This window comes from Kitasatospora sp. NPDC017646, assembly GCF_044329365.1.
Lineage (GTDB): Bacteria > Actinomycetota > Actinomycetes > Streptomycetales > Streptomycetaceae > Kitasatospora.
This window is the reverse complement of the sequence record NZ_JBIRJC010000003.1, coordinates 63,669-83,486: the sequence shown is the minus strand read 5'-3', so window position 1 is coordinate 83,486 and position 19,818 is coordinate 63,669. Positions and strand designations below refer to the sequence as shown.

The window sequence follows — 19,818 nt, the reverse complement described above, 5'->3', positions numbered from 1 at the left end:
TCAGGTCGGAGCGCGCGGGTTCGGGGCGCGCGGACTCAGAGCGCGTGGGGCGGCTTCCCCGTCCACCAGTTCCCCGGCGCCTCCGGGTCGCGGCTGGTCCAGAACTCGATGATCGCGCTGGTGAACTCCGCCGCCGACAGCGTTCCGTCCCCGTCCAGGTCGAGGTGGCGGAAGGCCTCGTCGGCGTCGTCGCGGCAGAGCCCGGCGAAGTGGCCGCGCTGGAACACGAAGAACTCGCCGGCGTCCACCGTTCCGCTCCGGTCGGCGTCGGCGACGGCGAGGAAGGCCTCGGCCAGGGCGCCGAGGATCTCCCGGGCGGCGTCCGGGTCGTCGGCGAGCGCGCCGGTCGAGGCGACGAACTCCTCGCGGGTGATCGCCTCCGTCCCGGCGGGCTTTCCGGCGAGGTGGAGGTCGTGCCAGACCGTCAGGTAGGCGCGGACGATCACGGCCTCCGCCTCCGAGCCCTCCTGGTGGCCGAGCGAGCGGGCCACCGAGTGGCCCATCAGGACGTGGTCCCGCTCGGTGAGCAGCCCGTCCCCGTCGGCGTCGAGGTAGTCGAAACCGTGATTGATCTTTGCGATGAGCAGGTCGTCCGACAATGTGCCCCCTCCGGTGGCGATCCCGCGGCTCCGGGCGGGCCGCGGCACGTTGAGCGACGTCACGTCGCCAGCACGCTAACGCTTTGAGCCACACTCGCGCAGCCGAACGAAGGGCGACACGGCGGGGCACGGCCGCCCCGGCTCGTTCCTCCTGGCGGTCGGCCCGGGCGTACACCGCCGGCAGCAGGTTCGGGTTTCCGCAAATCACCGGAAGGGGCTCCGGTGGAATTCCTTCCGGACTCTTTCGGGAATTGTGGCGGCTTCGTCTCCCCGCAACACGCCCGTCGCACGGGAACATATCGAATCGAACCGGACCGCCCGTTCCGCATTTCGAGACCTCTGCCACGGTCCGCGCGGTGTTGGTACGATCCCGGTGGACCGCGACTGGCGCGTAGGGATGGAATCGACCATCGGGAAGCGGTCCCGTGAATCCTCACGTCGGTTGCCGAGCGCCTGGGCCGCCCGCATCCCCATCAGGAGACCGCCATGGCCCAGTCCGAGCAGCCCCAGCAGATCCCCGCGCAGCCGCACACCGCCGCGAGTCCCGCCGCCGACACCGCCTTCCGCAGCGCCCTGGACGTCGTGGCCGGCGTCGAGCCGCGGATCGCCGCCGCCATCGGCCGGGAGCTGGAGGACCAGCGCGCCTCGCTCAAGCTGATCGCCAGCGAGAACTACGCCTCCCCGGCCGTCCTCCTCGCCATGGGCAACTGGCTCAGCGACAAGTACGCCGAGGGCACCGTCGGCCGCCGCTTCTACGCCGGCTGCCGCAACGTCGACACCGTCGAGGCGCTCGCCGCCGAGCACGCCCGCGAGCTGTTCGGCGCCCAACACGCCTACGTCCAGCCGCACTCGGGCATCGACGCCAACCTCACCGCCTTCTGGGCCGTCCTCTCCCGGCGGGTCGAGAGCCCGGCCCTGGAGCGCGCCGAGGTGCGCAACGTCAACGACCTCACCGAGCAGGACTGGGCCCGGCTGCGCCAGGAGCTCGGCAACCAGCGCATGCTGGGCATGTCCCTGGACACCGGCGGCCACCTCACCCACGGCTTCCGGCCCAACATCTCGGGCAAGATGTTCGAGCAGCGCAGCTATGGCACCGACCCGGAAACCGGTCTGATCGACTACGACGCGCTGCGCGAGACCGCCCGCGAGTTCCGCCCGCTGATCCTGGTGGCCGGCTACTCCGCCTACCCGCGGCTGGTGAACTTCCGCAAGATGCGCGAGATCGCGGACGAGGTCGGCGCGACCCTCATGGTCGACATGGCGCACTTCGCCGGCCTGGTCGCGGGCAAGGTGCTGACCGGCGACCACGACCCGGTGCCGCACGCCCACATCGTCACCACCACCACCCACAAGTCGCTGCGCGGCCCGCGCGGCGGCATGGTGTTCAGCAACACCGAGCTCGCCGAACACGTGGACCGCGGCTGCCCGTTGGTGCTCGGTGGCCCGCTCTCGCACGTCATGGCCGCCAAGGCCGTCGCCCTCGCCGAGGCCCGCCGCCCCGAGTTCCAGGCCTACGCCCGCGCCGTGGTCGACAACGCCCGGGCGCTCGCCGAGGGCCTGCTGCGCCGGGGCGGCAAGCTGGTCACCGGCGGCACCGACAACCACCTGGTGCTCGCCGACGTCTCCGGGTACGGCTTGACTGGCCGTCAGGCCGAGGCGGCGCTGCTGGACTCGGGCATCGTCACCAACCGCAACTCCGTCCCCCAGGACCCGAACGGCGCCTGGTACACCTCCGGCGTCCGGCTCGGCACCCCGGCGCTCACCACCCGGGGCCTGGGCACGGCCGAGATGGACGAGATCGCCGCCCTGATCGACACCGTGCTGCGCGGCACCACCCCCACCACCGCCGCCAACGGAGCGCCCTCCAAGGCGAACTACGCCCTCGACGAGTCCCTCCGCGACGGCATCGCCAAGCGCGCCGCCGACCTCCTCGCGCCCTTCCCGCTCTACCCGGGCGTCGACCTGGTCTGACCGGCACCGGACGGAGGCCGAGCACAACCCGGGGCTGCCGAGAACCAGTTCGGCAGCCCCGGGTCAACCCGTCTAGTACTGCAGTGACTTGTACTGCAGGAACTCCTCCAGCCCGTGCCGGCCGAGTTCGCGACCGAGCCCGGAGCTCTTGTAACCGCCGAACGGTGCCAGCGGGTTGAAGCGCCCGCCGTTGAGGTCGACCTGGCCGGTGTCGAGTCGACGGGCGAAGGCGGCGGCGGTGTCGGTGTTCGCGGCCCAGACGCCGCCCGCCAGGCCGTAGGCCGTGCCGTTGGCGATCTCGACGGCGTGGTCCTCGTCCCGGTAGGGCAGGACGGTCAGCACCGGGCCGAAGACCTCCTCCTGCGCCACCGTCATCTCCGGGGTGACGTCGGCGAGGACGGTCGGGCGGACGTAGAAACCGGTGGGGAGCCCCGGCAGCGGATCCGGACCACCGGCCACCAGCCGGGCGCCCTCGGCGAGCGCGCCCTCAAGGTAGCCGCGCACCCGGTCCAGCTGCTCGGCGTTGACCAGCGGGCCGATCCGGGTCCGCGGGTCGGTCGGGTCGCCCGGAACGTACTTCTCGGCGGCCCTGGCGGCGATCGCCACCGCCTCCTCGTACTGGTCCCGGTGCACCAGCAGCCGGGTCCAGGCGCTGCACGTCTGGCCCGAGTTGGCGAAGACGTTGGCGACGTTCACGTTCACCGCGCGGATCAGGTCGGCGTCCGGCAGCACCACGTTGGCGGACTTGCCGCCCAGCTCCAGGGCGACCCGCTTCAGCCCGCGCCCGGCCGTCCCGGCGACCTGACGGCCGACCGCGGTGGAGCCGGTGAACGACACCACGTCCACCTCCGGATGGGCGACGAGCGCCGCGCCCGCGACCGCGCCGGTGCCGGTCACCAGGTTGAACACCCCGGCCGGGAAGCCTGCTTCGTGCACCAGCCGGGCGAACAGCCGGGCCACCAGCGGCGTGTCCTCGGCGGGCTTCAGCACCACCGGGCAGCCGGCCGCCAGCGCCGGTACGACCTTGGCCGTGATCTGGTGCAACGGGTAGTTCCAGGGCGTGATCGCCGCGACCACCCCGGCCGGCTCGGCGAGCACCACCGAGTTGCCGATCCGCTCCTCGAAGGGGTGCTCGGCCAGCAGGCTCAGGTAGGAGGTCGTCACGGTCAGCGGCAGCCCGGCGTGCACGGCCCCGGCGAAGCCGACCGGGGCGCCCAGTTCGGCGACCACGGTCGAGGTGATCTCGCCCTGGGCGTCGGCGATCCCGTCCCGCAGCCGGGTCAGCAGCGCGAGCCGCTCCTCGCGGGTGGTGGCGGCCCAGCCCCGGGCCGCCCGGCGGGCCGCCGCCACCGCGGCGTCGACGTCGGCCGTCCCGCCCGCCGGCACGGCGGCGAGCACCCGCTCGGTGGCCGGGTTCAGTACGGCGATGGACCCGGAGTCCCCGGAGGACCGCCAGGCGCCGTCGATGTACTGGTCGCGGTACTCCGCGCACTCCTGCACGTGTCGTCCTCTCAGCTGGTCAGCCGCACCGACTGACGGGCGCCAGTCGGGAGCTCAGTCAAGGCGGCCGGACGGCCGGGCGCAAGAGCCGGTCCCGCCGCGTGGACCGGCCGGTTACCCCGGAGCGAACCGTGCGGTGTACTCGTCGAACGGTTCGATCCCGACCTGCGCGCGGCGCTCGTCCAGCCGCTCCGGGTCCTCGCAGGGCCACGGCACCGGGCGTCCGTCCGCCACCGCGCCGATCTGGGTCCCGTAGCGCTGCTCGCGCCCCTCGTTCACGGCGAGCCGGTCCTGGAGGAAGGCCAGGTCCCGGGCGCTCGCCGAGCCGGCCGCCACCGCCTCCGCCATCAGATCCACCGCCCTTCGCTGGACGTCCAGTTGACGGTCGGCGTGCTGGGCGATCAGCCAGGCCGCCCGGGCGGCCTCGGCGCCCACGGCCAGCTCGGTCGGCCAGCCGTGCTCCGCCATGATCTCCGAAAGGCGGTCGCCGTGGCGGGCGGTGAGCCGCCGCCAGGCGGCCTGTTCGGCCAGGTCAGCGCTGTGCGCCAGCCGTGCGGCAGTGTTGTCCTCGGCCATCATCGCCACCAACTGCGCCGTGAGCGACGGATCTTGAGAGCCCACTCGGCCGTGCTGCGCCGCCGTCATGTCGGTCCGCTCCCTGCTCTCAGGCCCGCGGGTCGGGCCGCCTGCGACCACGTTAGGCGCGGAAGTCGCGATGAAGATCATCCGCGAGGCCGGTGACACGGGGCGGCCAATCGGGACACAATTGGACGTAGCCCACCCGCCAGACCGTGTTCACCTCCGGTCGTGGTCGGCCAGGTCCGGTATTTCGGCAATTCGGGCCCTGAAAGCCCTCCTCATCGCCCGGGTACCCGCTGTAGATTGCAGCGAACTCCGTGGTGGGGCCTACTGCCGGTGGGGGATCGACCCGCGTACGGCCGGGTGATCCGGCCGGCCCTGAGGCCGGGCAGGCTGCCACCGCGCCGAGAAGTGGCTCAGGACCCGAAGGTCATCCGTACCGCTAAGGAGCATCCCGTGACCGACACCGCGTTGCAGGGGGAATCGCAGCAGCCCGGCGAACCAGCCGTGCTGGACGACGTCCCGGGCTGGTTCTGGGCCCACGACCGGCACTCCTTCGAGTGGTTCCTGGAGCGGCAGACCAAGTGGGGCGTGACCGGCGACCTGTTGGAGATGGGCGCCTACCTCGGCCGCAGCGCGATCGTGATCGGCGAACACCTCCAGCCCGGCGAGACCTTCACCGTCTGTGACCTGTTCGACTCGGACGCGCCGGACGAGGAGAACTCCAACGAGATGGACATCTCCTACCGGAAGACGCTCACCCGGTCGGCCTTCGAGGCCAACTACCTGTCCTTCCACGACGAGCTGCCGGACATCATCCAGGCCCCGACCTCCGTCCTGGCGGGCGGCCGGATCCCTGCCGGGGCCCACCGCTTCATCCACATCGACGCCTCGCACCTCTACGAGCACGTGGTGGGCGACCTCCAGGTGGCCCGGGTCGCGCTCCAGGACCAGGGCGTCGTGGTGCTGGACGACTACCGCGCCCAGCACACTCCCGGTGTCGCGGCCGCGACCTGGGAGGCGGTGTTCAACCACGGCCTCAAGCCGATCCTGCTCACGGAGTGCAAGTTCTACGGCACCTGGGGCGACCCGGAGCCGTTCCAGCGCGACCTGCTCGACCGGGTGGACCTCGCGTCCGGCTGCGGACTCAGCACCGAGACCCTGAACGGTCGGCAGCTGCTGCGAATGACCGGTAGTTCGGAGGGCATCCGGCCGTTCCGCGCCTCCCGCCACCGCCGGGGCCCCGCCGCCGATCAGTCGGAGTCCCGCGACGTGCTCCGCGTCGCCCAGGAAGAGGCCGCGCTCGACCTCGCCGTCCGCCGCGCCCGCGCCGCCGAGGCGCGCCGCCCGGTCAACGTCGCCAAGCGCGCCGCCAGGGACCTCCTCCCGCCGGTCGTCACCTCCGCCATCCGTCGCGCCCGCCGCGGCTGACCGGCCGGCGGGCGCCGTCGGCGAACAGACGACAGCGAACAGACGACAGCGAACAGATGACAGCGAACAGATAACAGATTTCACAATCTGTCAGTTGAACGCTGTTCCCCCACCAACGCCGAAGGGCCGGTCGGAAACCCGACCGGCCCTTCGAAGCGCGTACCCGCTCAGACTCGCGAAGGCTCCGCAGCCCCGTCGGTCCCGGCCCCTCCGGCCGACGCCTCGGCCTCAGCTTCGGCCGCCAGCTCGCGGCGCACCTCCGCCAGCGAGGGGTTCGCCCAGGAGCTGGCGACGCCCCAGTAGTAGAAGGCCAGCCCGATCGCGGCCACGATCAGCAGGTCCCAGCCCTCCGGCAGGTAGCCGTGGCCGCCGAAGTCGGTGCTGCCGGCCCAGGAGATCCCGGCCATCACGAACAGGTAGGAGACCATCCAGGCGCCCGCCTTCAGGTGCGGCTTCAGCTCGGCGAACGGCTTGCGCAGCTCGTAGAAGGCCCAGATCGGCAGACCGGCGGCCATCAGCAGGATGACCTTGCCGGTGAGCGGCCAGCGGGCCCAGTAGAGGACGAGCGAGCCGAACACCATCGCGATCGGCGCGATCACCGGCATGGCCTTGAGCCGCACCGGACGCTTCAGGTCCGGGGCGAGGCGGCGCAGCGACATCACGGCGACCGGGCCGGTGATGTACGAGATCACGGTGGCCACCGAGACGATCTCGGCCAGCGAGCCCCAGCCGCGGAAGACGGCGAGGAACAGGAAGGCGACCAGCAGGTTCAGCAGCAGCGCCGGGCGCGGGATGCCGGTCTTGGCGTCGACCTTGCCGAAGATCTTCGGCAGGTGGCCGTTCTCCTGCACGCCGTGGATCATGCGCGAGGTGGTGGCCGCGTAGATCATGCCGGTGCCGGACGGCGACACGAAGGCGTCCGCGTAGAGCAGCAGCGCGAGCCAGTTGATGCCCCAGGCGATCGCGAGGTCGGCCAGCGGCGAGGTGTAGGAGAGGCTGCTCCAGCCCTTCGACAGGTCGGCGGCCGGGATGGCGCCGATGAAGGCGATCTGCAGCGCGACGTAGATCACCAGGGCGATCAGGATCGAGCCGATGACGGCCTTCGGCAGCGACTTGCCGGGGTTGCGGGCCTCGCCGGCCATGTTGAGCGGGGACTGGAAGCCGTTGAAGGCCCAGACGATGCCGGAGACGGCGACGGCGGTGAAGACCGCGCTCCAGCCGTTCGGCGCGAAGCCGCCCTGCTGGGTGAAGTGCGAGGTGTCGAAGTGCGCGAGGAGCAGCGCACCGGCGGTCAGCGTCGGCACGACGACCTTGAACACGGTGATCGCCGTGTTGGTCTTGGCGAACAGCGTGATCGCGAACCAGTTGAGGACGAAGTACACGACGAGCAGCACGCTGGCGAGCGCCACACCGCTGACGGTGAGCTCCTTGCCGTCGTACAACCCCTTGGCCCAACCGAAGTGCCAGGAACTCATGTACTGGACGGAGGCGGTGGCCTCGCCCGGGATGACCGAGACGATGGCGATCCAGTTGGCCCAGGCGGCCAGGTAGCCGGCCAGCGAGCCGTGCGAGTACTGGCCGTACCGGACCATGCCGCCGGCCTTGGGGAACATCGATCCCAGCTCGCTGTACGTGAGGGCGATGGTCAGCGCCACGGCGGCGCCGATCACCCAGGCGAGGATCGAGGCGGGGCCGGCCAGCTTGGCCGCCCGCTCGGCACCGAACAGCCAGCCGGATCCGATGATCGAACCCAGCCCGACCGCGGTCAGGCTGATCGTCCCGAGCGATCGGCGGTAGTTCTGGTGTGATGCCGTCGACGAAGCGGGCTCACTCAACGTATCGGTCCTCTCGCTCGGGGTTCAGCGGGTGGTGTCGGTGCTTTTACGGTTTTGGGTCGGTATTCCGGACAAACCCCAGCAGCCTATGGTTCGAAAAGGGGCGAATACCTCAGAGGAAGCTCAAACTGCCCGATCGTTGCCATCTCGTGTCCGGTTTTCGGACGCCCGGGCCCGCTCAGCGAGACCGACGCCACACCGCCGACGGCAGCGGATCACGAGGAGGGGTCGGGCTCGGGCCGGGAAAAGGAAATTCCCCGTGGATTCCTTTCGGATTCCACGGGGAATTTCAACTGTGTCCGAGGGGGGACTTGAACCCCCACGCCCGATAAAGGGCACTAGCACCTCAAGCTAGCGCGTCTGCCATTCCGCCACCCGGACAGGGTGTGTGCTTAGGGGGGCTTTTCTCTCGCCCCCTCGGCGACAGAGAGAACATTACCAGGGTTCTGGAGTGCTTCTCACCTGCGTTTCCTCGGCCGCGGTCCGCAGGCCGGTCCCGGTCGTCGTCCGAGCCCGGCACCCGTCCCTCTCCGAGCCCGGCACCCGTCCCTCTCCGAGCCCGGGCCCCGCCCCCGTCGCGCCGCCCCGCGCCGGTGGGGACGCCGGGCCTGGCCGGACTGGCTGGGACGCCTCGCCAAGGCGCTCGAACCCCGCCCGAACCGGTGGCGAGCGCGAAGCAAACGATCGGTTCCACCCCCACCCGCGATCGAATCCGATCGGAACCGATCCGACACGGGCAACTTGTCGACGGTGGCACGGCCGCGCCGACCGCTCTCCTAGCCTCTGTGGACCGAGGGCGCCATGAGCGGATCGCCTGATTCCCGGGTCGCGGACGAAGGGCGGCTGGACGTGGAGCAGATGAGCGGGTCGGCGAAGGCCGAGCCGAGACCCGGCGGCCGGTCGGACGGACGGCGGGCCGCCGACGGCCCCGGCGAGGGCGTGTGGCGCTTCCGGGTGCCCGCCGTCGAGGCCTCCGTTCCGCGCACCCGCCACGCGGTGCGCGACCGCCTGCTGGCCCAGGGCATGACCGGGGTGCGCTACCAGGAGCTGGTCGACGACGTGCTGCTGATCGTCTCCGAGCTGGTCGGCAACGCGGTCCGGCACGCGGCCGAGCTGTCACCCGAGGTGACGACGGAGCTGTCGGTGCGCCGCGGCTGGGTACGGGTCTCGGTCGAGGACGGCGACCCGTACCGGCCGAAGGCCCTGGAGAGCGACACCGCCCGCACCGGCGGGCGCGGCCTGCTGCTGGTGAAGAGCATCACCCTGCAAGCCGGCGGGGTGTGCGACGTCGAGCACACGGGGGAGGGCGGCAAGGTCATCTGGGCCTCGCTGCCCGTCCCCCCGGAGTCCGGGCACTGAGGGCCGGCCCCACGAAGACGGCGGTCGGCACGAAGACGTCCCGCATGAGGACGTCCCTCGCGAACACGGCCCGCACGGACATGCCCGGCACGAACATGCCCCGCACGAACACGGCCGCCCCCGGGAGGACGACCGACCGCGCGGGAGCGCGGCCTCTACCAGTCCCGCCCGGCGATCTCCCGGATCCCCGGCAGCGCCGCCTCGAAGACCGTCTCGAACCAGACCGAGAAGGGCCGCTCCGCCCGCAGCTCACGCAGCTCCTGCGCGGTCACGAAGGCGAAGTCGTCCACCTCCTCCGGATCCGGCTCGACCGGCGCGGTCACCAGCCCGACGAACAGGTGGTTCCACTCCCGCTCGATCAGTCCGGAGGCCTCGTCCGGCAGGTCGTAGCGGACCGTCCCCGCCTCGCACAGCAGCGCCGGTGCGACGCCCAGCTCCTCGGCGGTGCGTCGGGCGGCGGCCACGAACGGGGGTTCGTCCGGGTACGGGTGCCCGCAGCAGGTGTTCGACCAGACGCCGGGGGAGTGGTACTTGCCGAGCGCCCGGCGTTGCAGCAGCAGCCGGCCCTGGCGGTCGAAGAGGAACACCGAGAAGGCCCGGTGCAGTCGGCCCGGCTGCTGGTGGGCCCAGAGCTTCTCGGCCGTGCCGATCGTGACGCCCGCGTCGTCGACCAGTTCCAGCAGGATCTCGGCGCCCGCGGGGGCGGCGGAGGCCCGTGGGTCGACCGTCACGTCGGTCTCCACGTCGAGACCGGTGTCGATCTCGGCGGCGAAGTGCGTCGGGTCGGTCGGCAGACTCTGGGGCATGGGGCCTCTTTCGGGAGCGGGAGCAACGGAAGCATCGGGTGCGTCTCGTGCACCGGGTGGAGTGCACAGGACACAGCGGGGGCACCGGTGCCGGCGTTGGTCTACCAGTCTGCCGTATGGGTGGCGGTCGGGACGGGTCCCACGCACAACCGGGCGGATCATGACCCGGGGTGGACCGGATCCGGGCAGAGAAGGGTCCGGCAAGCCCCCGGAAGGGTCATCCGACCCGCAGACCAGTTCGACGTCCGTTCCAATCCCGTTCGATCACGGCTCCTCCACCCGGCCGTCACCTCACCGCCTCCGGTCGCGTTCGGGAGGGTCGCCCGGGTCGCCTACCATCACTTACGACACGCTGCCCGGATCTGTGCCGGTCCGGCGCGCCGCCACCGGGCCCGACCGAACGCCGGTCCCGAGCGACACAGCGCCGCCGCGCCCGTCGGCACATCCCGCGCACCGCACGACGCACGACGGATCAGGAGACCCCGCATGATCGGCCTCGTTCTGGCAGCCGGCGCCGGCCGCCGGCTGCGCCCGTACACCGACACCCTGCCCAAGGCGCTGGTGCCGGTCGACGGGGAGCGGACCGTCCTGGACCTCACCCTGCGCAACTTCGCCGAGGTCGGCCTGCGCGAGGCGGCGATCGTCGTCGGCTACCGCAAGGAGGCGGTGTACGACCGCAAGGACGCCCTGGAGAACAAGTACGGCGTCAAGCTCCACCTGGTCGAGAACGACAAGGCCGAGGAGTGGAACAACGCGTACTCGCTCTGGTGCGCCCGCGAGCTGTTCGCCGAGGGCCTGCTGCTGGCCAACGGCGACACCGTCCACCCGGCCTCGGTGCAGCGCACCATGCTGGAGGGCAACCGGCAGCTCGCCGAGGCCGGCCGGGCCCCCGGCATCCTGCTCGCCCTCGACACGGTGAAGAAGCTCGCCGACGAGGAGATGAAGGTCGTCGTCGACCCGGCCGCCGGCATGCGCCGGATCACCAAGCTGATGGACCCGGTCGAGGCGACCGGCGAGTACATCGGCGTCACCGTGATCAACCCCGCCGCCGCCGCCGACCTGACCGACGCGCTGCGCGCCACCTACGAGCGCGACCCGCAGCTGTACTACGAGGACGGCTACCAGGAGATGGTCGACCGGGGCCTGCGGATCGACGTGCAGCCGATCGGCGAGGTGTCCTGGGTCGAGGTCGACAACCACGACGACCTGGCGAAGGCGCGGGAGATCGCGTGCCAGTACTGACCCGACTGGTCCCGTCGCCGCTGTTCGCCGAGATCCGCCCGGGCGCGCTGGACGCGCTCGGCGGCATCCTGGCGGACCAGCGGCTGTCGGCGTCGGGCCGGATCGCGGTGGCGATCAGCAACGGCTCCGGCGCCGCGATGCGCGAGCGCCTGGAGCCGGCCCTGCCCGGCGCCGACTGGTACCACGTGGACGACGGCAGCCTCGACAGCGCGGTGCGCTTCGCCGAGGAGATGCGCGGCCGGCACTACGACGCGGTCGTCGGCCTCGGCGGCGGCAAGATCATCGACGCCGCCAAGTACGCCGCGGCCCGGGTCGGACTGCCGGTGGTCGCGGTCGCCACCAACCTTGCCCACGACGGCATCTGCTCGCCGGTCTCCACCCTCGACAACGACGCCGGGCGGGGTTCCTACGGGGTGCCCAGCCCGATCGGCATCATCGTCGACCTGGATGTGATCCGGCAGGCCCCGCAGCGCTTCGTGGCGGCCGGCATCGGGGACGTCGTCTCCAACATCTCGGCCTGCGCGGACTGGGAGTTGTCCCACACCGTCACCGGCGAACCGGTGGACGGACTGGCCGTGGCGATGGCCCGCTCGGCGGGCGAGAACCTGCTGCGGCACCCAGGAAGCACTCAGGACCAGGACCTCCTGACGGCCCTGGCGGAAGCCCTGGTACTGTCCGGCATCGCGATGAACATCGCGGGCAGCACCCGACCCTCGTCGGGCGCCTGCCACGAGATCTCGCATGCCCTGGACGTGCTGTACCCCAAGCGTTCCGCCCAGCACGGCGAACAGGTGGGCCTCGGTGCCGCGTTCGCCAGCTTCCTGCGGGGCGAGCGCGAGCTGACCGGCCTGATCGTGGAGCGCCTGGCGCTCCACGGACTGCCGGTGACCGCAGCTCAAATCGGCTTCACCGAAGCGGAGTTCACCGAAGCAGTGCACTACGCTCCGAACACCCGCCCGGGCCGCTACACCATCCTTGAACACCTCGACCTCTCCCCTTCCGCAATCAGGGACGCGTACGCCGACTATGTCCAAGCCGTCAACAGCTGACCCCTCCACCGCGGGCGCCGAGCGGCCCCCGGTGGACCTGACCCGCCGGCCCTCGATCGAGGAACTGCGCGCGGTGATCCACCCGGAGGGCATGCTCCAGCGCCGCAGCGCCGAGCACTGGGCCGGGCGCCTGTACATGCGGAAGATCTCGCTGCGGATCACCCGCGTGCTGTCCACCATGACGGCGATCACGCCCAACGGCCTGACCTACCTGATGATGTTCACCGGCATCCTGGCCGGTGCCGCGCTGGTCGTGCCGGGCATCACCGGCGCGGTCCTGGGCGCCCTGCTGATCCAGGTCTACCTGCTGCTGGACTGCGTGGACGGCGAGGTGGCCCGCTGGCGCCGGCAGACCTCGCTCACCGGCGTCTACCTGGACCGGGTCGGCCACTACATGTCCGAGGCGGCCCTGCTGACCGGCCTCGGCCTGCGCGCCACCGACCTGCTGCACCGCGAGGGCCACGGCTCCCACTGGGAGTGGGCGTTCCTGGGCACGCTGGCAGCGCTCGGCGCGATCCTGATCAAGTCCGAGACGGACCTGGTGGACGTGGCCCGGGCCCGCAGCGGCATGACGGCGGTCGAGGACAGCGCCTCGGTGCCGCGCTCCTCCTCGGTGGCCAGGGCCCGCCGGGCGGCCTCCTTCCTGAAGTTCCACCGCCTGGTCGGCGCGGTCGAGGCCTCGCTGTTCATCCTGGCGGCCGGGATCGGCGACGCCGTGCACGGCGGGTTGTTCTTCACCCGGCTCGCGGTCGTGGTGCTGGCGGCGATCGCCATGCTGCAGACCGTCCTGCACCTGCTGAGCATCGTCCTTTCGAGCAGGCTCCGATGACCACCACCACTGCGGAGAGCTTCCGCCTCGGCGTCGTCATCATCACGATGGGCAACCGGCCCGCCGAGCTCAACGCCCTGATCGAGTCCGTCCGCGCCCAGGAGGGCCCGGCGGTCGAGCTGGCCGTGGTCGGCCAGGGCGTCGAGCTGCCCCCGCTGGCCGAGGGCGTGCGCACCGTCGAGCTGCCGGCGAACCTCGGCATCCCGGGCGGTCGCAACGTCGGCATCGAGCTGTTCGGGCCGGACGGCCGGGAGGTGGACGCCGTCCTCTTCCTGGACGACGACGGCCTGCTGCCCCGCACCGACTCGGCCCGCCTGCTGCGCGAGGCCTTCACCGCCGATCCGGAGCTGGGCATCGTGTCCTTCCGGATCGAGGACCCGGACACCGGCGTCACCCAGCGCCGGCACGTCCCCCGGCTGCGCGCCAGCGACCCGATGCGCTCCTCCAGGGTGACCACCTTCCTGGGCGGCGCCAGCGCCGTGCGCTGCAAGGTGTTCGAGCAGGCCGGGCAGCTGCCCGCCGAGTTCTTCTACGCCCACGAGGAGACCGACCTCGCGTGGCGCGCCCTGGACGCCGGCTGGGCCATCGACTACCGGGCGGACGTGGTGCTGCACCACCCCGCCACGTCACCGGCCCGGCACGCCGCCTACTTCCACAACGTGGCCCGTAACAGGGTCTGGCTCGCGAGGCGGAACCTTCCGGCCCCGTTGGTGCCTCTCTATCTGGGAACCTGGTTCCTGCTGACCCTGGCCCGACGTCCCTCCGCGGAGGGGCTGAAGGCCTGGATGGGCGGATTCCGGGCGGGCTTCCGCGAACCCTGCGGTCCGCGGCGGCCCATGCGGTGGCGTACCGTCTGGCGACTGACCAGGATGGGCCGGCCTCCGATCATCTGATTGGATCGAGTATCGATCGCCGCGGCCGGTGACCACACACCAGCCGGAACCTCCCCCGTGATCCCAGTGGATCCCCCTCGGCGCAAGGCCGGCGGACCCCCGCCGACCGGCCACCCCGACAGATCCCGCGCGAAGGACGAATGTGTCGACAGTGAGTGAACCCGTCAGCCTCTCAGCCCCCACGGGGGCGGACGCGGGCCTGACCCCCAAGCAGCTTGCGGACAAGTACGGTCTGTCGGTGAGCGGTGCCCGCCCCGGACTGTTCGCCTACACCAAGCAGCTCTGGAACCGGCGCCACTTCATCTGGGCCTTCGCCACCGCCCGCCTGGTGGCCCAGTACACCGACGCCAAGCTGGGCCAGCTGTGGCAGGTGGTGACCCCGCTGCTCAACTGCGGGGTGTTCTACCTGGTCTTCGGTGTGATCCTGTCGAGCAAGCAGGGTTTCCCCGGACACACCTACATCTCCTGGCTGTGCATCGGCGTCTTCGTCTTCCAGTTCACCCAGAACGCGGTGCAGTCCGGCACCCGGGCGATCTCCGACAACCTCGGCCTGATCCGGGCGCTGCACTTCCCGCGCGCCAGCCTGCCGATCGCCTTCACCGTGATCCAGCTCCAGCAGCTCCTGATCTCGATGGTGGTCCTGGTCGTCACCGTGCTGGCGGGCGGCATCAAGCCCGGCAAGACCTGGCTGCTGGTCATCCCGGCGCTGCTCCTGCAGACGCTGTTCAACACCGGCATCTCGCTGATCTTCGCCCGGATCGGTTCCAAGACCAGTGACATCTCCCAGCTGATCCCGTTCGTGATGCGGGCCTGGATGTTCCTGTCCGGCGTGATGTTCAGCATCCAGGACAAGATCCAGACCTGGCCGCACTACATCCAGACGATCATGGCCCTCAACCCGGCCTCGGTCTACATGGACCTGCTGCGCCACGCCTTCGCGCCGGTCATCTACAACAAGCACCAGTCCGTCCACCAGACCCTCCCGCCGCACCAGTGGGCGTACGGCATCGGCTGGGCGGTCGGCATGTTCGTCATCGGATACGTCTTCTTCTGGAAGGCCGAGGAGGAGTACGGCCGTGGCTGACACCGACCTGAGCAAGCGCGACACCGTCCAGGCCACGAGCGTGGCCCGCGAGCCCACCGTCGTCGTCGACGACGTGCACATCGTCTACCGGGTGCACGGTGCCGGTTCCGGCAAGGGCAGCGCCACCTCCGCGATGAGCCGCATCCTCAGCCGCAAGCGCGGCGCCGGGGTGCGCGAGGTGCACGCGGTGAAGGGCATCAGCTTCACCGCGTACAAGGGCGAGGCCATCGGTCTGATCGGCTCCAACGGCTCCGGCAAGTCGACCATGCTGGCCGCCATCGCGGGCCTGCTGCCGACCGAGAAGGGCGGCATCTACACCAACGGCCAGCCCTCGCTGCTGGGCGTCAACGCGGCCCTGATGAACGAGCTCACCGGCGAGCGCAACGTCATCCTGGGCTGCCTGGCGATGGGCATGACCCCGGCCCAGGTGAAGGCGCGCTACCAGGACATCGTCGACTTCTCCGGGATCAACGACAAGGGCGACTTCATCTCCCTGCCGATGCGCACCTACTCCTCCGGCATGGGCGCGCGGCTGCGCTTCTCGATCGCCGCCGCCAAGACCCACGACGTGCTGCTGATCGACGAGGCCCTGGCCACCGGTGACCAGGCCTTCCAGCAGCGCAGCAAGAAGCGCATCGACGAGCTGCGCGGCTCGGCCGGTACGGTCTTCCTGGTCAGCCACGACAACAACTCGATCCGCGAGGTCTGCGAGCGGACCATCTGGATCGAGGCCGGCGAGCTGGTCATGGACGGCCCGACCGAGGAGGTCGTCGGCCGGTACGAGCGCGGCGAGCGCCCGTAGGCCCCGGATTTCGAAAACCCCTGGCTCCCGAGGGCCGGCCCCGGAATACTCCGGAGCCGGCCCTTCGGCGTGCGGCGTGTCGATAGCCCGGCTGGCCGCCGCCGCGGGGGTGAGCGCCACCGTGCGCCGGGCGGGGCGCTCTTCTCGGGCGCGTCGCGTGGTGTCAGGCTGGGGGCGCGGGGGCGGTGTGCCGTGCGTGACGCCCGCGCTCGGACGCGTGTCCGAGTCGGACCGGTGGTACCCAGCGGTGTAGAACGGGGGAGTGACTGCAGTGTCGGCTTCGGCCCAGCCCAGAGATACGCCGGTGAACCCTTCCGCGGGACAGACCCTGGAGAAGGCGGGTGCGGAGAACTTCCCGGTCGCTCCCTTCTTCCTGCCCGCGGCTTGGCGCGACGACCTGATGGGCGTCTACGGCTTCGCCCGGCTCGTCGACGACGCCGGCGACGGCGACCTGGCCGACCCGGCCACCACCGCCGCCCTGCTCGGGGTCGAGCAGCGGCCCCCCGCCACCCCTTCGGCCCAGTCCGGCCCGCCGAGCCCGGCGGAGACCGCCTTCCGGCTCGCCCTGCTCGACGGTCTGGAGCGCGACCTCGACCGGGTGTTCGAGACCGCGCTGCGCGACGCCGACGCCGAACCGCCCCGCCACCCGTTGATGACCGCGCTCGTCCCGCTGGTCGACCGGCACGGGCTGACCCCGGAGCCGTTCCGCCGTCTGATCGAGGCCAACCGGGTGGACCAGACCACCACCCGCTACCCCACCTACGACGACCTGGCCGGCTACTGCACGCTCTCCGCCGATCCGGTCGGCCGCCTGGTGCTGGCGATCGCGGGCGTCTCCACCCCCGAGCGGATCGCCCTCTCCGACGCGATCTGCACCGCCCTCCAGGTGGTCGAACACCTCCAGGACGTGGCCGAGGACCTCTCCCGCGGCCGGATCTACCTCCCCACCGAGGACCTCGAACGCTTCGGCGTCACCGAGGAGGAGCTCGCCGCCCCCCGCGCGAGCGGAGCGGTCCGGGAACTGATCGCCTTCGAGGCCGAACGGGCCCGCACCCTGCTCGACCGCGGCGCACCATTGGTAGGTACGGTTCGGGGGAGGCTTCGACTGCTCCTGGCGGGATTCACCGCAGGCGGCTACGCGGCCCTGGCGGCCGTCGAGGACGCCGGGTTCGACGTGCTCGCCCGGCAGGCGAAGCCGGACAAGCGTCGCCTCGCAGTGAAGGCGGCGGCCATCTTCGCGAAGGGAAGGTGAACGCCCGAGTGGCGGCATCACCACTGGCGTCGGCCCAGGTCATGGCGGCGTACCGGTACTGCGAGGCAGTCACCGGGCTGCAGGCGCGCAACTTCAGCTACGGCATCCGGCTGCTGCCCGAACCCAAGCGGCTGGCCATGTCGGCCCTGTACGCGCTGGCCCGCCGGGTGGACGACATCGGCGACGGCGACCTCCCGGCCGACCGCAAGGCCGAGGCGCTGGTGCGCACCCGGGAACTGGTGGACGAGGTCCGCTCCGGGACGGTCGCCGAGGACGACACCGACCCGATCAAGGTCGCCCTGGCCGACGCGGCCCGGCGCTTCCCGATCCCGCTCGGCGGCTTCGACGAGCTGATCGACGGCGTGGAGATGGACCTCAAGGGCGCCGAGTACCAGACGTACGAGGAGCTGAAGGTCTACTGCCGCTGCGTGGCCGGCGCCATCGGGCGCCTCTCCCTCGGCGTCTACGGCTGCGAGGACCCGGAGCGCGGGGCGCGCTACGCGGATACCCTGGGCCTGGCCCTGCAGCTCACCAACATCCTGCGCGACCTGCGCGAGGACGCCCTGAACGGCCGCACCTACCTGCCCACCGAGGACCTGGTCCGGTTCGGCTGCGAGCAGGGCTTCGCGCTGTCCAAGCCGCCGGTCGGCGCCGACTTCGCCGGACTGGTGGCCTTCGAGGCCGCCCGCGCCCAGGCCGCCTTCGAGGAGGGTCTGCGACTGCTGCCGATGCTCGACCGCCGCAGCCGCGCCTGCACCGCCGCGATGGCCGGGATCTACCACCGGCTGCTCGGGCGGATCGCCGCCGATCCCGAGTCGGTGCTGCGCGGCCGGGTCTCGCTCCCGGGCTGGGAGAAGGCGTACGTGGCGCTTTCCGGGCTCGCCGGGGGGCGTTCTTGATTCTCGCCACGGTTCTGTCACGCTGTGTCAGCGGGGAATCACATCCGGGTAGAGCCGCGTTGACCACGATGCTGACCACGACAGCGCCGGCCGCCAGCGCGCCGGCCACACCGACCGCCGCCGGGCGGTCCAGCGAGGGGGAGGGCCGATGACCGGGCGAGCCGATGCCGCGCGCCCGGCCGCCGTCGTGGTCGGCGGTGGCCTGGCCGGGATCACCACCGCGCTGCGACTGGCCGAGGCCGGCCACGACGTCACCCTGGCCGAGGGGCGTCCCCGGCTCGGTGGCCTGGCGTTCTCCTTCCAGCGCGGCGAACTGACCGTCGACAACGGCCAGCACGTCTACCTGCGCTGCTGCACCGCCTACCGCGGCCTGCTGGAGCGCCTCGGCGCCGCCCGGATGACCCACATCCAGGACCGCCTGGACGTCCCGGTGCTGTCCGTCACCGGCCCCGAGCAGGCTCCGGTGCGCACCCTCGGCCGGCTGCGCCGGGCGGGCCTGCCCGTTCCGCTGCACCTGGCCGGCAGCCTGGCCCGCTACCCGCACCTGTCGCCAGCCGACCGCGCCCGGGTGGTCCGCGGCGCGCTCGCCCTGAAGGGCCTGGACCTCGCCGACCCGGAGCTGGACCGGCTCTCCTTCGGCGAGTGGCTGCGCCGCCACGGGCAGAACGCCGCCACCACGGCCGCGCTCTGGGACCTGGTCGGCGTCGCCACCCTGAACGCCCGGGCCGACGAGGTGTCGCTGGCGCTCGCCGCGATGGTGTTCAAGACCGGCCTGCTCTCCGAGCCGGGAGCCTCCGACATCGGCATGTCTGCCGTCCCGCTCGGCGTGATCCACCACGACCGGGCGCTCGCCGAGCTGGAACGCGCTGGCGTGCGGGTGCTGCTGCGCGCCCGGGTCGCGGAACTCAAGCCGGCCGCCCCCCAGCACGCCGTCCGGCTGGAGGACGGGCGGCTGCTGAGCGCCGACACCGTCGTGCTGGCCGGCGCCCAGGACACCGCGGCCGCCCTGCTGCCGCCCGGCGCCGTCCCGGGGCAGGAGCGGCTGGCCGGGTTCGGCACCACGCCGATCCTCAACGTGCACGTGGTCTACGACCGCAAGGTGCTGCGCCGGCCCTTCTTCGCCGCGCTCGGCAGCCCGGTCCAGTGGGTCTTCGACCGCACCACCCACTCGGGCCTGGCCGGCACCGGACTCGGCCGCGCCCACCCCGGCGCCCAGTACCTGGCGCTCTCGCAGTCCGCCGTCCGGGACGAGATCGACCTGCCGGTGGCCGAGCTCCGCCGCCGCTACCTGCCCGAGCTGGCCCGGCTGCTCCCGGCCGCCGCCGGTGCCGAGGTGCTGGACTTCTTCGTCACCCGCGAGCGCACCGCCACCTTCGACGGGGCGCCCGGCAGCGCCGAGCTGCGCCCCGGGGCCGCGACCGGCGTCCCCGGCCTGCTGCTGGCCGGCGCGTGGACCGCCACCGGCTGGCCCGCGACCATGGAGGGCGCCGTGCGCAGCGGGCACGCCGCCGCCGACGCCGCGCTGGCCGCGGCCGGTGCCAGAGTGCCGGTGGACCGGGGCGACGGGCGGTGGCCCAGGTGACGGCGGGCCCCGTTGCCGGGGAGCCCGCCAGAGCCGACGGGCGTACCGTCGGCCCCATCGGCCGTACGGACACCGTTCGCTCAGCCACCACCCGCATCGTCACCGC

At 71.8% G+C, this 19,818-nt stretch carries 17 protein-coding genes, 1 tRNA gene and 1 riboswitch; of the genes, 12 read left to right on the top strand and 6 right to left on the bottom strand.

The annotated features are described in order from the left end of the window. Window positions 1-35: 35 nt before the first annotated feature. Window positions 36-662, bottom strand: coding sequence for an EF-hand domain-containing protein (locus ACH4J0_RS06035; protein ID WP_396236667.1), 627 nt, complete (start codon window positions 660-662; stop codon window positions 36-38). Window positions 663-969: 307 nt separating this feature from the next. Beyond that, window positions 970-1,065: riboswitch (ZMP/ZTP riboswitch) on the top strand. Between the two features lie 20 nt (window positions 1,066-1,085). Here ACH4J0_RS06035 and ACH4J0_RS06030 point away from each other — a divergent pair. Continuing rightward, window positions 1,086-2,570 (top strand): glycine hydroxymethyltransferase, encoded by a 1,485-nt coding sequence (locus ACH4J0_RS06030; RefSeq protein WP_396236665.1) that lies wholly within the window; start codon window positions 1,086-1,088, stop codon window positions 2,568-2,570. Window positions 2,571-2,642: 72 nt separating this feature from the next. On the opposite strand, the gene ACH4J0_RS06025 is transcribed toward ACH4J0_RS06030, so the two are convergent. After that, window positions 2,643-4,070: an aldehyde dehydrogenase family protein gene (locus ACH4J0_RS06025; RefSeq protein ID WP_396236663.1), complete on the bottom strand. Its 1,428-nt coding sequence runs from the start codon at window positions 4,068-4,070 to the stop codon at window positions 2,643-2,645. Between the two features lie 114 nt (window positions 4,071-4,184). After that, window positions 4,185-4,715: a DUF6624 domain-containing protein gene (locus ACH4J0_RS06020; RefSeq protein ID WP_396236661.1), complete on the bottom strand. Its 531-nt coding sequence runs from the start codon at window positions 4,713-4,715 to the stop codon at window positions 4,185-4,187. A 390-nt stretch (window positions 4,716-5,105) separates the two neighbouring features. Here ACH4J0_RS06020 and ACH4J0_RS06015 point away from each other — a divergent pair, with 390 nt between their 5' ends. Further along, window positions 5,106-6,080: a class I SAM-dependent methyltransferase gene (locus ACH4J0_RS06015; protein WP_396236659.1), complete on the top strand. Its 975-nt coding sequence runs from the start codon at window positions 5,106-5,108 to the stop codon at window positions 6,078-6,080. Between the two features lie 167 nt (window positions 6,081-6,247). Here ACH4J0_RS06015 and ACH4J0_RS06010 read toward each other — a convergent pair whose 3' ends face one another. Further along, on the bottom strand, window positions 6,248-7,915 hold the full coding sequence (locus tag ACH4J0_RS06010; RefSeq protein ID WP_396236657.1) for an APC family permease: 1,668 nt from the start codon (window positions 7,913-7,915) through the stop codon (window positions 6,248-6,250). A 296-nt stretch (window positions 7,916-8,211) separates the two neighbouring features. After that, window positions 8,212-8,296, bottom strand: a tRNA-Leu gene (locus tag ACH4J0_RS06005). 477 nt (window positions 8,297-8,773) lie between these two features. Between ACH4J0_RS06005 and ACH4J0_RS06000 the strand changes: the two genes are divergently transcribed. Beyond that, the gene (locus tag ACH4J0_RS06000; protein WP_396237461.1) at window positions 8,774-9,274 is read left to right on the top strand and encodes an ATP-binding protein; all 501 of its coding nucleotides are present in this window, start codon (window positions 8,774-8,776) and stop codon (window positions 9,272-9,274) included. Between the two features lie 155 nt (window positions 9,275-9,429). On the opposite strand, the gene idi is transcribed toward ACH4J0_RS06000, so the two are convergent. Continuing rightward, window positions 9,430-10,080 (bottom strand): isopentenyl-diphosphate Delta-isomerase, encoded by a 651-nt coding sequence (idi, locus tag ACH4J0_RS05995; protein WP_396236655.1) that lies wholly within the window; start codon window positions 10,078-10,080, stop codon window positions 9,430-9,432. A 486-nt stretch (window positions 10,081-10,566) separates the two neighbouring features. On the opposite strand from idi, the gene ACH4J0_RS05990 reads away from it, so the two are divergent. The 9 genes from ACH4J0_RS05990 to hpnE all read left to right on the top strand — a co-directional run bounded on the left by ACH4J0_RS05990 (window position 10,567) and on the right by hpnE (window position 19,712). Then, complete coding sequence (locus tag ACH4J0_RS05990) at window positions 10,567-11,322, top strand: sugar phosphate nucleotidyltransferase (protein ID WP_396236653.1); 756 nt, start codon at window positions 10,567-10,569, stop codon at window positions 11,320-11,322. After that, on the top strand, window positions 11,310-12,371 hold the full coding sequence (locus tag ACH4J0_RS05985) for an iron-containing alcohol dehydrogenase family protein (protein WP_396236651.1): 1,062 nt from the start codon (window positions 11,310-11,312) through the stop codon (window positions 12,369-12,371). Before ACH4J0_RS05990 ends, ACH4J0_RS05985 begins: the two co-directional genes overlap by 13 nt. A gap of 91 nt (window positions 12,372-12,462) precedes the next feature. Next, window positions 12,463-13,200 (top strand): CDP-alcohol phosphatidyltransferase family protein, encoded by a 738-nt coding sequence (locus ACH4J0_RS05980; RefSeq protein WP_396237459.1) that lies wholly within the window; start codon window positions 12,463-12,465, stop codon window positions 13,198-13,200. Next, window positions 13,197-14,093 (top strand): glycosyltransferase family 2 protein, encoded by an 897-nt coding sequence (locus tag ACH4J0_RS05975; protein ID WP_396236649.1) that lies wholly within the window; start codon window positions 13,197-13,199, stop codon window positions 14,091-14,093. The genes ACH4J0_RS05980 and ACH4J0_RS05975 overlap by 4 nt, the downstream gene beginning before the upstream one ends. A 142-nt stretch (window positions 14,094-14,235) precedes the next feature. Then, window positions 14,236-15,177, top strand: a complete 942-nt coding sequence (locus ACH4J0_RS05970; protein WP_396236647.1) for an ABC transporter permease — start codon at window positions 14,236-14,238, stop codon at window positions 15,175-15,177. Further along, a complete protein-coding gene (locus tag ACH4J0_RS05965; protein ID WP_396236645.1) occupies window positions 15,170-15,979 on the top strand; it encodes an ABC transporter ATP-binding protein in 810 nt (269 codons plus the stop codon). Before ACH4J0_RS05970 ends, ACH4J0_RS05965 begins: the two co-directional genes overlap by 8 nt. 304 nt (window positions 15,980-16,283) lie before the next feature. Beyond that, window positions 16,284-17,231 carry a squalene synthase HpnC gene (gene hpnC / locus ACH4J0_RS05960; protein WP_396236643.1) on the top strand — a complete coding sequence of 316 codons (948 nt, stop codon included), beginning with the start codon at window positions 16,284-16,286 and terminating at the stop codon, window positions 17,229-17,231. A 41-nt stretch (window positions 17,232-17,272) separates the two neighbouring features. Then, a complete protein-coding gene (hpnD, locus tag ACH4J0_RS05955; protein ID WP_396237457.1) occupies window positions 17,273-18,130 on the top strand; it encodes a presqualene diphosphate synthase HpnD in 858 nt (285 codons plus the stop codon). 148 nt (window positions 18,131-18,278) lie between these two features. Further along, window positions 18,279-19,712, top strand: a complete 1,434-nt coding sequence (hpnE, locus tag ACH4J0_RS05950; protein WP_396236641.1) for a hydroxysqualene dehydroxylase HpnE — start codon at window positions 18,279-18,281, stop codon at window positions 19,710-19,712. The last annotated feature ends 106 nt before the right edge of the window (window positions 19,713-19,818 follow it).